This is a genomic window from Actinomycetota bacterium, from assembly GCA_040905475.1.
GTDB lineage: Bacteria > Actinomycetota > AC-67 > AC-67 > AC-67 > DATFGK01.
Genome location: JBBDRM010000142.1, coordinates 71,359 through 84,418 on the forward strand (window position 1 = coordinate 71,359; position 13,060 = coordinate 84,418).

General features: G+C 68.7%; 10 protein-coding genes. 4 read left to right on the forward strand and 6 right to left on the reverse strand.

The features are described 5' to 3' along the window. Positions 1-45: 45 nt before the first annotated feature. From WEB06_17995 to WEB06_18005, 3 genes are all read left to right on the forward strand, one after another. Entirely contained in the window at positions 46-1,749 is a 1,704-nt protein-coding gene (locus WEB06_17995) for a S8 family peptidase (GenBank protein ID MEX2557508.1), read from the forward strand. A gap of 6 nt (positions 1,750-1,755) precedes the next feature. Beyond that, positions 1,756-4,059: an ATP-binding protein gene (locus tag WEB06_18000; protein MEX2557509.1), complete on the forward strand. Its 2,304-nt coding sequence runs from the start codon at positions 1,756-1,758 to the stop codon at positions 4,057-4,059. 160 nt (positions 4,060-4,219) lie between these two features. Further along, a complete protein-coding gene (locus WEB06_18005; GenBank protein MEX2557510.1) occupies positions 4,220-5,266 on the forward strand; it encodes a TerC family protein in 1,047 nt (348 codons plus the stop codon). 15 nt (positions 5,267-5,281) lie between these two features. On the opposite strand, the gene WEB06_18010 is transcribed toward WEB06_18005, so the two are convergent. Then, positions 5,282-5,905, reverse strand: a complete 624-nt coding sequence (locus tag WEB06_18010; GenBank protein ID MEX2557511.1) for a cation transporter — start codon at positions 5,903-5,905, stop codon at positions 5,282-5,284. 77 nt (positions 5,906-5,982) lie between these two features. Here WEB06_18010 and WEB06_18015 point away from each other — a divergent pair, with 77 nt between their 5' ends. Further along, on the forward strand, positions 5,983-8,262 hold the full coding sequence (locus WEB06_18015; protein MEX2557512.1) for a DEAD/DEAH box helicase: 2,280 nt from the start codon (positions 5,983-5,985) through the stop codon (positions 8,260-8,262). Between the two features lie 44 nt (positions 8,263-8,306). Here the strand turns inward: WEB06_18015 and WEB06_18020 are convergent, their stop codons facing one another. The 5 genes from WEB06_18020 to WEB06_18040 form a co-directional block, all read right to left on the reverse strand. Next, positions 8,307-8,573, reverse strand: a complete 267-nt coding sequence (locus tag WEB06_18020) for a hypothetical protein (protein ID MEX2557513.1) — start codon at positions 8,571-8,573, stop codon at positions 8,307-8,309. Positions 8,574-8,625: 52 nt separating this feature from the next. Next, entirely contained in the window at positions 8,626-9,855 is a 1,230-nt protein-coding gene (locus WEB06_18025) for a hypothetical protein (GenBank protein ID MEX2557514.1), read from the reverse strand. Between the two features lie 118 nt (positions 9,856-9,973). Further along, the gene (locus tag WEB06_18030; GenBank protein ID MEX2557515.1) at positions 9,974-10,804 is read right to left on the reverse strand and encodes an ABC transporter ATP-binding protein; all 831 of its coding nucleotides are present in this window, start codon (positions 10,802-10,804) and stop codon (positions 9,974-9,976) included. Then, entirely contained in the window at positions 10,797-12,569 is a 1,773-nt protein-coding gene (locus tag WEB06_18035) for a branched-chain amino acid ABC transporter ATP-binding protein/permease (GenBank protein ID MEX2557516.1), read from the reverse strand. The genes WEB06_18030 and WEB06_18035 overlap by 8 nt, the downstream gene beginning before the upstream one ends. Next, positions 12,569-13,060: branched-chain amino acid ABC transporter permease (locus tag WEB06_18040; protein MEX2557517.1), on the reverse strand; the 492-nt coding region annotated here is incomplete at its 5' end. The genes WEB06_18040 and WEB06_18035, both read right to left, overlap by 1 nt.

Genomic DNA, 13,060 nt, shown 5'->3' on the forward strand with positions numbered 1-13,060 from the left:
TACTGCGTGGCAAGTTCGCAGAAGCGGATCAGGGAGATGAGGCTGATGACGGCCACCGCACTTCGCACTCGCTCCGCGCTTGTCTTCTTGCTCTTCGCAGGACTGCTCGCCGCGGCTACTCCGGCGCTGCCTCCGGTGACTTCATCGAGCTCGGGCGGCGCCGTCGAGCTCGACCCGGCGCTTACATCCATCACCACCGGAGACGTCAACCTGATCGTGCGCGCTCGCCCCGGCGCGGTGCGGGAAGCGGTTCGCGCCGTGACGCGTGCCGGCGGCATCGTGACGAAGGACCTGCCGATCGTGAACGGCTTCGCCGCGGTCGTGCCGGCTTCCGAGATCGCCGACATCGCGAGCGTCGCGGGCATCTACACGCTGACGCTGGATCGCAAGGTCACGGTCGCCGAGAACGGGAACCCGTCCACGCCCAACTCCGTCTACCGGAAGGTCGTTCGCGCCGACGACGTGAACAACGCGGGTTATTCCGGAAGCGGTATCACGGTCGCCGTAATCGACACCGGGATCACCGAGGTCGCCGACCTCGCCGGCCGCGTCGTGGACGTGAGCGACGGAGGGCTGTTCGGCGGGACGAGCTCATGCAAGAACTTCTCCGGCGAACCCACATGCGACGACTCCTTCGGCCATGGGACGTTCATCGCTGGGATCATCGCCGGCAACGGCGCCGCGTCCGGAGGCAAGTGGAAGGGCATCGCCCCTCAGGCGAAACTCCTGTCGGTCAAGATCGCGGGTGCGTCCGGCTCGACCGACGTGAGCACGCTCCTTGCCGCGATCCAGTGGGTGGTCTCCTTCAAGAGCGAGTACAACATCAAGGTCCTCAACCTTTCGCTGGGCACGAACGGTACGCAGACCTACCGCACCGACCCGCTCAACTACGCGGTCGAGAAGGCGTGGGACGCGGGGATCGTCGTCGTGGTGGCCGCGAGCAACCTCGGTCCCGAAGCCGGCACGATCTCCAAGCCCGGGGACGATCCGTGGGTGATCACCGTCGGCGCGACCGACGACATGGGAACGAACGGTCTCGGCGACGACGAGCTGCCGAACTACAGCTCGCGGGGGCCGACGGGCTCCGATGGGATCGCCAAGCCCGACGTCGTCGCCCCCGGGTCACACATCGTCTCCCTGCGTGCTCCCGGGAGCGCGATCGACACCCAGTTCCCGAACTACATCGACGGTTCGTACCGGAAGGGAAGCGGCACGTCGCAAGCGACCGCCGCAGTTTCGGGCGTCGCCGCGCTGATGCTTCAGCGCAACCCGACCTGGAGCCCCGACCGGGTGAAGTACGCGATGAAGTCGACCGCCCGAGATGCTGCATCCGATGACCCCATGGCCGTCGGAAGCGGCGTTGTGGACGCCTACACCGGCACGTTCTCCGCACCGTCTGGGACGGCGAACGCGGGGCTCGATCGCTCGAACGGGATGGGCGCTCTGGACGCGAGTCGCGGCACGGTCGAGGTGCAAGCCGACGACTCCGAGCAGACCGTTGTCAACGGCGTGCTCACCCTGCAGCTTCTCCTGTGGAACCCGATCGTCTACACGGGGGTGCCGTGGAACTCGCTCACGTGGAGCCTGTCGCAATGGTACGGCAACTCGTGGCACGGGAACTCCTGGCACGGGAACTCCTGGCACGGGAACTCCTGGCACGGCAGCACCTGGTACGGGAACTCATGGCACGGGAACTCCTGGCACGGGAACTCGTGGCACGGCTCGGCGTGGTACGGCGCGTGGGAGTAAGGACTGGTGCGCGCCGAAACTGACGAGCTCGCGCCGCGGGTGAGCGATGCCGACCCGAGCAGGTCGTCCCCCAGCCGGATAGCCCTGTTCACCGGGATCCTCTTCGGGGTCGCGATCGCTTCGGCACTGGCCTCGACGAACCTGCCCGGCACGGCCAACACCTCCTTGCCGGGCTCGGCCGCGCTCTTCGCCTTGCTCGTCGCCGCCGAGCGCTTGATGATGCGCTTCCGCTACCGAGGACACATCGACGGGATCACCCTCTTCGAGGCGGCGCTCGCGCCTGCGATCCTGACCTTGCCGACCCCCGTTCTCGTCTTGGTCGTCGGCATGGCTCAGGCGGTGGCCGCCATCATCGGACGCGACGCGTTCGTCAAGGCGTCGTTCAACGTCGCGCAATGGAGCGCGGCGGCCGCTCTCGGAAGCATGGTGTTCAACCTACTGCCGACCGGCGCCGGCCTCGATGTGGCCAATACGCTCGCCCTCATCGTGGCCATCACCGTCGTCATCGTCACGAACATCGTGACCTTCACCTACGCGATGCACCTCGTTCAGCGTGAGCCGATCCGGAACGTCCTCCGTAGCTTCGCGCCGCTGGTCCCGGTATGGGGGATCACATGGATCCTGAACGTGGCGTTCGGGATCATCTTCGCCGCGACCTACACATGGAGCACGGCGGGGGTCCTCCTCTTCTCCGTTCCGCTGGCGCTGCTCCACTGGGCGTCGAAAGCCTACGCGGCCGCCGTTGTGGACCAGGAGCGCCTCGCAGGGCTCCACCGCGCGACCCTGGAGCTCGCAACCCCCGTCGACCCGCGGGACGCGATCCCCAGATTCCTCGGCGAGGTCCGGCAGTCCTTCGGCGGCGATGCGGTCGACCTCGTCCTGTTCTTCAGCGGAAGGATCCGCACCGTGCATCGCGTGGACCACGATGGATATCGGGAATACGACGAGCCCTGGGAGCTGCAGACGCTCGCCGCAGCGCTGTCCGAGCGACGCCGCGTGGTGCGCGTGAACGCGGCGGGGCCGGATCCGATCGCGGCGGCACTGCTCGATCTCGAAGGCTGGCGTGACTGCCTCGCGGCCCCGCTGCTCGACGGAGAGCGCACGCTGGGCGTCCTCTGCCTCTACAACCGCCAAGGCCTCGAGGGGTTCGAGCGCGGGGAAGAGGCCGTCCTCCAGGCGCTCGCCGTCGAAGCCGCTCGCGGGATGAACAAGGCCAGCCTGCTCGACGCGATCCTCGAGGAACGACAGAAGCTGGCCGACATCGTGGGACGCACGTCGGACGGGATCCTCACGATCTCGCCGGCCGGAACGATCAAGACCTGGAACCTGGCCCTCGAACGGATCACCGGCCACGGCGCCGCCGAGATGATCGGATCGCGGCTGTTCGGCACGCTGACGCCGCGCGACACCGAGGGTGTGGCGGTCTGGCTCGAGCGGTGGGCCGATGACGAGAACGAGCTCGCTTCCGACATCGAGATCACCACGCGCGCCGGAGAGACCCGATGGCTGTCCTGCTCGTACACGCGCGTCTCGGACCCCGATGGCCGGCCATCCATGCTGATCGTGGTCGCCCGTGACGCGACCGAGGCTCGCGAGCTCGAGCGGCTGAAGGACGACTTCGTCGCGACGGTTTCGCATGAGCTTCGGACTCCGCTCACGCCGATCAAGGGTTGGGCGGTCACTCTGCTTCAGCTCGGCGAGCATCTTTCACCCCAGCAGCGTGAGGAGGGCGTACAAGCGATCCTCCGTCACGCCGAGCGCCTCGAACGCCTTATCACGAACATCCTCGAGGTCTCGAAGGTGGAACGCGGGCTGTCCGATCGGCGTGACGCCGTCGTCGACGTGCTCGCGGTCGCGGAGAAGACCGTGGCGGACTTCCGTGCGGAGAACGGACACCGCGAGATCGTGTTCCACGCGAGCGCCGATCACCATCTCACGCGCGGAGATGAGGTTTGGGTCGAGCAGATCCTTACCAATCTGCTTTCAAACGCGATGAAGTACTCGCCGGCCGACCGGCCGATAGAGGTCGCGGTGACGGAAACACGCGACGCCATCGAGGTTTCGGTCACCGACCGGGGACCCGGCATCCCCGAGCACGAGATGGAGCGCATCTTCGAGCGCTTCAAGCGCCTCGGCGATCACATGACGCGCAGCCAGGGCGGCACGGGCCTCGGCCTCTACATAGCCCGCCAGCTCGCTCGGGCGATCGGCGGCGAGCTATCGGTGTGCAGCGAGCCGGGCCGGGGCGCCACCTTCACGCTGCTTCTCGTCCCCGAGTACGAGCCTGCCCCCCTCGCGTCGGCGTCGTAGCGACGCCTAACGACGGAAACGCGTCCGGACCCAGGTACCGACTTGCTATCATCCGTCCACGAGGGAAATATCCCTAACGCCGCCGTCGCCACAGGGGGATCCCTGCGATTGGACCAGAGCTCTTGCCCCTCGATGATGCTCGCGATCGAGGACGACGCTGATGCTTGAAACGCTCGCGGCGTGGGCATCAGCCGCGCCAGAGCCCGCCAAGCAGTTCGCGAGTTTCGACGTGCCGCTGTGGGTTTGGGCGGCACTCCTCGCCGGCGTAGCGGCGCTGCTCGTCGCGGATCTCCTGATCGTGCACCGCACGGCGCACGTAATCACCTTCCGCGAGGCCGCGATCGAGAGCGCGGTCTGGGTCACGCTCGGCCTCTCCTTCGTCGGGGTGATCCTGTGGTGGCAGGGCAGCCAGGCCGCCGGCGAGTACCTCGCGGGGTACCTGATCGAGAAGAGCCTCTCCGTCGACAACGTCTTCATCTGGGTCGTGATCTTCTCGTACTTCTCCGTGCCACGTGAGTACCAGTTCCGTGTCCTCTTCTGGGGCATCTTCGGCGCCCTCGTGATGCGCGGCATCTTCATCTTCACCGGCGTCGCGCTGATCGAGGCCTTCGACTGGATCCTTTACGTCTTCGGGGCGTTCCTGCTCTTCACCGCGTTCAAGATCGCGCGGCACGACGAGGCCGAGGTGCATCCGGAGCGCAACCCGATCCTGCGGCTGGTGCACCGCTTCATCGCGTCGACCACGGAGTACGACGGACAGCGGATGTTCACGAAGAAGGACGGTCGCCGGCTCGCGACGCCGCTGTTTGCCGTCCTGATCGTCGTCGAGAGCACCGACGTGATCTTCGCCGTCGACTCGGTGCCGGCGATCCTCGCGGTCAGCCGCGAGCCGTTCATCGTCTTCTCGTCGAACGCGTTCGCCATCCTCGGGCTGCGTGCGCTGTACTTCCTACTGGCCGGAATGGCGGGGCGGTTCCGGTACCTCAACATCGGCCTGGGCGTCATCCTGGCGTTCGTCGGGGTCAAGATGCTGCTGGCGAACGTCTACCACTTCCCGACCTGGATCTCCCTGCTCGTGATCGCCGCGATCCTCACCGTCACGATCTGGGCGTCGATCGCGGCGACCAACCGCGAGGAGACCCGGCGTGTGGACGCCCCCGAGGTCCCGGCGCCGGCCGACGAGGGATCCGATCCGCATCCGCGCTGAACGACGCCGCGCGGGTCAATCGTCGCCGCGCCAGGCGTGCACACCTTCGCGGCCGATGAAGTAAGCGGCGCCGATCGCTGCGACGGGATCGGCCCACCACCAGCCGGCCACCTGGTTCACAAGCAGACCGGCGACCGCCAAGAGCGACAGCCACCAACAGGCGGTCGTCTGGAAGGCGTCGGCCATGAGGGCACGACTCCCGAGTCGCCGCGCCGCATCGCGCTTGGCCCGCGCCAGCCACCACATGACGGCGAGCGAGAGGCTCGTCACGGCGATGCCGACCGCCGACGCCTCGGGCCGCTCCTCCTGGACAAGCGAGATCGTCGCGTCGACGGCGAGGTACCCGGCGAGGGCGAACAGCGACGCGCCGACCAGCCGCCGGGCGCGCAGCTCGATCGCGTCGACCCGCTCGGGGTCGCTCGCGCGCCGCTCGGCGAGAAGGCGCCAGACGAGGACGCCTCCGGAGGCGCTCTCGATGAAGCTGTCGATCCCGAAGCCGAGGAGGACAACGCTGCCGGCCGCCATGGCGGCCGTGATCGAGACGACCCCTTCGACGACGTTCCATCCGACGGTCAGGTACTCGAGCCCGAGCGCGCGACGGAGCAGCGCATCGCGATCGATGTCCGGTGACCGGCTCACCCGCGGATTGTCGCACAGGCTACGGGCGCCGATCGCACGCCACGGCGCCGTGTCGCTGGAGAGATACGATGCCCTCAGTGGACGCTCTGCTCGTGCTCGATCGGCTCCGCGCGCGCTCGGAGAGTGGCGAGCAGCTCGTCCATCTCGAGACCATCCCCGCCCGCGAGCCGGCGGCTGCGGCAGATCTGATTCTGGCGCCGGAGCTGTCGGTCCGGCTGCGCCGGCTCGGCGTCCAAGGGCTCTGGGAGCATCAGGCAGCGGGGCTTCGCGCCGTCCGAGCCGGACGCAACGTCGCCGTCGCGACGGGAACGGCGAGCGGCAAGAGCCTCGTGTATCAGCTCGCGACGATGGAGAGGCTCACCGCCGATCCGAAAGCGACGGCGCTCTACCTGTTTCCAACGAAGGCGCTGGCGAACGACCAGCTCCGCGCGATCCGAGGGTTCGCCCTTCCCGCGATCCGCGCCGCCGTCTACGACGGCGACACGCCGGGGCCCGAACGCGGCTGGGCGCGCCGCAATGCCAACCTTCTCATCACCAACCCCGACATGCTCCACTACGGGATCCTGCCCACGCACGACCGCTGGGCGACGTTCTTGAAGCATCTATCCATCGTCGCGGTCGACGAGATGCACATCCTGAGAGGCATCTTCGGCTCGCACGTCGCCAACGTCTTGCGACGGCTCCGCCGGCTCGCGGCCCGCTACGGCGCGTCGCCCCGGTTCGTCACGGCTTCGGCGACGATCGGCAACCCCGCCGAGCTCGCGGAGCGGCTCACCGGCCTCATGTTCGAGGCCGTCGCCGACGACGCGTCCCCGCGTGGGAAGAAGCATTTCGCCCTGTGGAATCCGCCCCTGGTCGACGAAGCCTCCGGCGCGCGGCGCAGCCCGAACGCGGAAGCGGCCGCGCTCCTTGCAACGCTCGTCGGCGAGGGCGTCCGCACGATCGCGTTCGCCAAGTCTCGCAAGAGTGCCGAGCTGATCTCTTCCTTCGCCCGCGAGCGTCTCGAGCGCGAGCGCCCTCATCTGGCCGACCGCGTCGCCGCCTACCGGGCCGGCTACCTTCCCGAGGAGCGTCGCGCGCTCGAGCGAGCGCTCGTCGACGGCGACCTGCTCGGCATCGCCGCCACCAGCGCGCTCGAGCTCGGCATCGACATCGGCGGCCTCGACGCGTGCATCCTGGCCGGTTACCCGGGGACGGTCGCGAGCACGTTCCAGCAAGCGGGTCGCGCGGGGCGAACACGGCAGGACTCGCTCGCGATCATGGTCGCCGGGGAGGACCCGCTCGATCAGTACCTGATCGCTCATCCCGAGGAGCTGTTCGGGCGCACCCACGAGTCGGCCCTCGTCGACCACTCCAACCCGAACATCCTGGATCCGCACCTCGGGTGCGCCGCGTACGAGCTTCCGCTCGCCGATGGCGACGCCGAGTTCTACGGCCCGGCCCTGCCCGAAGCGATAGAACGCGGCACGGCCGCAGGGACGCTCCGCAAGCGTGGCGCCAAGCACTACTGGTCCGGGCGTGGCTCGCCGGCGCAGGAGATCGACATCCGGTCGGCCGGCGGCATCGTTCAGATCGCCGACGCCGATACCGGCGCGCTGCTCGGCACGGTCGATGAGTCGCGTTCGCATTTCGCGGTCCATCGCGGAGCGATCTATCTGCATCAGGGCCGGCAGTACCTGGTCGAGCAGCTGGATCTCGACGCCCGTGTCGCGCTGGTCCGGCCGACGGAGGACGACTGCTACACGCAGGCCCGCGATGTGACCGACATCCGGATCTTGGAGATCGAGCGGAAGGCCCGCGTCGGCGTGGCCGACCTCTTCTATGGGAGCGTCGACGTGACGTCCCAAGTCGTGTCGTACGTGCGGAAGCGTCTGTACACGGGCGAAGTGCTCGATATCGTCCCGCTCGATCTTCCCGAGATGCGGCTCGAGACCCGTTCGGTTTGGTACACGGTTCCAGAACAGCTTCTGCAAGCGGCGCGGATCGCGCCGGCCGACGTCGGCGGGTCGGCGCATGCAGCCGAGCATGCGCAGATCGGGATCCTGCCGTTGTTCGCGATGTGCGACCGGTGGGACATCGGCGGCGTCTCGACGGCCGAGCATCCCGACACCGGCCTGTGCACCATCTTCATCTACGACGGATACCCGGGCGGTGCGGGGATCTCGGAACGCGGGTTCGATGCCGGCGCCGACCACCACCGCGCGACGCTCGACGCGATCCGCGCGTGCCGATGCGAGCGTGGCTGCCCGTCCTGCGTGCAGTCGCCGAAATGTGGGAACGGCAACGAGCCCCTCGACAAGGGCGGCGCGGGGCGGCTTCTCGCCGCGGTGCTCGGCGATCCAGGACCGCGACGATGAGCGACGCCGGAGGACGCGGTGCGGCTGGCGCTCGAGCGGGTCGGCTAGCCGGACTCGTCCTCGCTACCGCCGTCGAGCAAGCGCTCGAGCGACTCCACGAGCGACTCTCCCTCCTCCTGCGAGCCCATCAAGGATTCCTCGAGCGTCCGGCCGGCTTGCAGGTCGCCGATGCGGTACACGGAATGGCACGACGCGCACACGACGTAGTCCGTGTTACGCCGGAAGCTGATCGGGTCGCCGCCGACAGGAGTGACGCCTCCTTGCGAGAGGTCGTCGAGCAACGGAGCGCCGCAACGGCAATCCAAGGCCATATCGCAAGCCTAACGGGGGGTCGGCGCCGGCGCCGGGAGGCCCGGCACTGCGCTAGAGATGGAGCAGCAGCCTGCGGACGTGGGCTGCGGAGAGGAACGCGAGGAGCCCGCCGGCCACCGGCAACATGACGGTACGGAAATCAGGAGCCGTCTCGCTCACGACCTCACCTTGGTAACCGTCGGCCTGCGGCGAGGAAGTCGCGCTCCCGCCGCCGAGGATCATCGTGCGCGGCTGGTACGGAAGCGTCTCGGAGTAGGTGCCTGAGTAGAACCCGCCAGAGCTGCCGAACGAAAGTACCCGCGGGGCGCCCGAGCCGCTGCTGCCACCACCGCTCGCGCCGGGCTTGCTCGACGGAGTTCCGGGTGCAGTCGTTCCGGGCGGTGGTGTGCTCGGCTGGTCCGTGGGGGTTGGGGTAGGCGTGGGTGCTACCAGCGAGACGCCTTGGATCTGGCTGCCTTTGGACACAACACACGGCTTGGACGAGATCTGGCATTCGATCTTTTCGTCCTCGCTCGAGTTGTACGCCGGTCGTTCACGGAGCGCGACGACGCCGTAGTTGTAATCGCCGGTGTATGCCTCGGGGAACGCGTTGTCCTGACATGTGTAGACGTTCGATTCCAGCGGCGAGCAGCCCGACCCGACCGGGTTGGACGCCGACACCGGCGCGATCTTGAGGCCGTCGGGCCCGCTGCGCAGGATGTGGTACTCGAGGACGTCGTCCTCCGCGTTCTTCTTCCAGCGCAGCGTCACGCTGGCCGAGCCGTCGGATGCGGCGACCGGGGCGGAGGACCATTCCGGCGCCACGGCGGGGTTGGCGACCTTCGCCTTGACGGAGTGGCTGCCTGACCCCGGTTTGTCGCTGGGACACTTGTCGAGGAGGTTAGTGGTGGTCTTCTCTGTCACATCGAGTCTGACCGTATAGATCCCGTTTTTGAGCGGCTGCGTGTTCCATTGGGTCGGATGGCTTCCAGCCCAGCTCGGATCGCTGGATGAGAGCGTAGAGAAAGCCGGCACGGAAGAAGGCCCCGTAATAGTGAACTTGATCGTCTGCCACCCCTGCTCGCATGTGGTCGTGGCTTGGCCCTTGAGGGTGAACTTGAACCCGCTGGGCGTCCCGTCGGAGTCGAACGACCCGTCGATGACCTCGTCATCGGTCGGATCCGTCACCTTCACGCTCGATGTGTTGACGTCGGCCGTAGCCGGCATGACACCCACGAACACAGCAACCGCGGCGGCGAAGATCACCGCTGCGGTCCGCGCGATACGTGTCTTTCGCGTCATCATGAGTACATTGACCAGGGGTTTTGGGGGCCTCGCAGAGTATAACGTTCGACGACCCGAACGGTTATGCGGTTCTCCCCCCTCCCGTCTCTTCCGATACGCCCCGAAACATCCCGATTCAGTCGGCCAGCTCCTCGGCCCACGCGCGGCGGCCGAGATAGGCCTCCTCGACCCGGGGATCGCCGGCCAGCTCCGCCGCAGACCCTTCGAGCGTCAGCGAACCGAGCTCGAGAACGTAGAGCCGATGGCTGATGGAGGTCGCGAGGCGCGCCAGCTTCTCGATGAGGAGGAGCGTCGTGCCCTCCCGCCACAGCTCGCGGAGGAGCTCGAAGACCTGGCCGACCACGATCGGCGCGAGGCCCATCGAAGGCTCGTCGAGGATCATCAACCGTGGACGTCCCATCAGGCCCCGCGCGATCGACAGGATCTGCTGCTCGCCGCCCGACAACGTGCCGGCGAGCTGGCCGGCCCGGCGGCCGAGCACGGGGAACCGCTGCTTCATGTCCTCGAGGTTGCGGCGCATGCGGGCGCGGTCCCGGCGGTAGGAGTGTGCGCCGAGGAGGAGGTTCTCCTCGACCGTCTGGTCGGGGAACACCTCCCGGCCGGTCGGCACCTCGATGATCCCGCGACCGACGACGGCGTGCGGCGGCAGGGCGGTGATGTCCTCCCCCTGGAAGCGGATGCGACCGCGTACGTGCGGCACCAGGCCCATCACCGCGGCGACGAGCGTGGTCTTGCCGGCGCCGTTCGAGCCGAGGACCGTGACGACCTCGTGCTCGCGCACCTCGATCGAGACGCCGTGCAGCACCTCGGTGAGCCCATCGTAGGAGGCGTGCAACCCGTCGACGCGGAGGAGCTCGAACGGCGGGAGGGCAACCATCTCCGGGGGCGCGGCGGCTTCGACGCGCTCGGGCGCCGCGCGCTTCCGTTTCGGTGCGGCGCTAGGCACCGGTCGCTCCAAGGTAGGCCTCGACGACGGCCGGGTCCGTACGCACGGACGCCGGAGGTCCTTCGGCGACGACGCGACCCTCGTCGAGAACCGTCACGGTGTCGGCGAGCGACAGCACGAAGTTCATGTGGTGCTCGACGAGCAGGATCGTGAGCCCCGCGGCGCGGAGTCGCTTCAGGAAGCGGCCGAGCTCCAGGATCTCCGGCTCGTTGCGCCCGGCCGCCGGCTCGTCGAGCAGCAGCAGCCGCGGATGGAGCGCCAGCGCGCGGGCCAGCTCCAGACGCTTGCGCTGCCCGTAGGAGAGCGCCCGCGCCGGGTCGCGCTCCTTGCCCTCGAGTCCGACCGTCGAGAGCAGGGACCACGCTTCTCGGATCGCGTCCGTCTCCCCCACCGTCGGCAACCCCACCGCTCCGACGAGGAGGCCGCCGCGCATGCGGAGATGCGCGCCGACGAGCACGTTCTCCTCCGCGGTCATCGAGCCGAACAGCGCGACCTGTTGGAAGGTACGCGCGACCCCGAGCGCCGCGACCTTGTGCGGAGCCAGCCCGTCGAGCCGGCGCCCGGTGAGCGCGATCTCACCGTCGCCGGGCCGCAGCAGGCCGGTCACGCAATCGAGCAGCGTCGTCTTGCCGCTCCCGTTCGGACCGATGAGCGCGTGGATCGTGCCGGCGCGCACCTGGAACGACACGTCGTGGAGCGCGCGCAGCCCGCCGAACGACTTCCCGAGGCCCCGGACGACGAGCATCGGCTCACCGGCTCGCTCGGCGGGCGCCCGAAGGACCGGTGGTTCAGGTGCCGCACTCGGTACGTCCCGGAAACTCGAACGCCCGCGCATCCTCCGGACGAGCCCGGAGACGACGCCGGCCACTCCGTCCGGCCACCGGAACACCACGAGCAGCGCAACCGGTCCCCACGCCACGATCTGGTACTGCTCCAGCCAGTCGAACGCGGAAGGGAACAGCTCCGACGGACCGAGGATCATGAGCACGCCGAGCGCGCCCCCGTACGGAGAAGTGAGCCCACCGAGCACGACGGCGAGCAGGAGCGTGAAGGAGACGCGCGGGTCGAACTGTCCCGGCGCGATGAACCCCTCGGCATGGGCGAAGAGCGCGCCGGCCGCGCCGGCGATCCCGGCCGATAGGACGAACGCCGACAGCTTCGCGGAGAAGATCGAGATGCCCGACGCCTGGGCGCCGGTCTCGCCGTCGCGCACCGCGCGGAACGCACGCCCGGCGCGGGATCGCTCGATGTTTCCGGCGGCGAACAAGGCGAACGCGAGCAGAGCCATCGCGAGCACGGCGGAACCGAACGGACCGAACGGGTGGCCGGCCGCGCTCGGGGGCGGCACGCCGGCCAGGCCGAAGTCGCTTCCCGTGAGCGATCCGGTCTCCCGGATGATCTGCCAGATGATGAACCCGCCGCCGAGCGTCGCGAGCGCCAGGTACTGACGTCGCACGCGGAGCGAGGGCACGCCGAACGCGAGGCCGACGGCGGCCGCGAGCGCGGTGCCTGCGGCCCACGCCGCGGCGAACGGCCAGCCGGCGTGCACCGCGAGCCCGGCCGAGGTGTACGCGCCGGCCGCCATGAGTCCGGCGTGACCGAGCGAGATCTGTCCCGCGACGCCGCTGACGAGCGCCAGCCCGGTGGCCGCAGCCGCGAACGTTCCCACCCGCGCGAGGGCGAACTGCGTGAGCTCGTCGCGCAGCACGAGCGGAAGCGCGAGGAGCGCGAGGAACCACAGGCGGCGTCGCGCGTCGGCGCGCATCAGTGCCGCTCCTCGACGACGCGCCCCATGATCCCGGCCGGCCGCACCATGAGCACGAGGATGAGGACGCCGAACGCGATCGCGTCCCGGTAACCCGCGCGCACATAGATCAACGCCTCCTGCTCGACGAGCCCGAGCACGAGCCCGCCGAGGAACGCGCCGCGGGCCGAACCGAGCCCGCCGATCACTGCGGCGGCGAGGCCTTTGAACGTGAACAGCGCTCCCAGCTGAACCTGCACGAACGTCAGCGGCGAGAACATGATCCCGGCGAGCGCTCCGAGCCCGGCCGAGAGCCCAAAGGCGATCACCATGGTGCGCTCGGTGTCGATCCCCATGAGCGCCGCCGTGCGGCGCGAGTGCGCCACCGCGCGCACCGCCCTTCCGAACGCGGTGCGCATGAGCAAGAGGTCGAGCGCGACCATGAGCACCACGCCGGCGACGAACAGCCACACGTAGATCGCGGGGAAGATGAAGTCGCCCCAGTGGAAGAT

Coding starts and splice junctions, on each gene's coding strand:
- WEB06_17995 (MEX2557508.1), top strand. CDS start 46: ATGACGGCCACCGCACTTCGCACTCGCTCCGCGCTTGTCTTCTTGCTC.
- WEB06_18005 (MEX2557510.1), top strand. CDS start 4,220: ATGCTTGAAACGCTCGCGGCGTGGGCATCAGCCGCGCCAGAGCCCGCC.
- WEB06_18020 (MEX2557513.1), bottom strand. CDS start 8,573: ATGGCCTTGGATTGCCGTTGCGGCGCTCCGTTGCTCGACGACCTCTCG.
- WEB06_18025 (MEX2557514.1), bottom strand. CDS start 9,855: ATGACGCGAAAGACACGTATCGCGCGGACCGCAGCGGTGATCTTCGCC.
- WEB06_18035 (MEX2557516.1), bottom strand. CDS start 12,569: ATGCGCGCCGACGCGCGACGCCGCCTGTGGTTCCTCGCGCTCCTCGCG.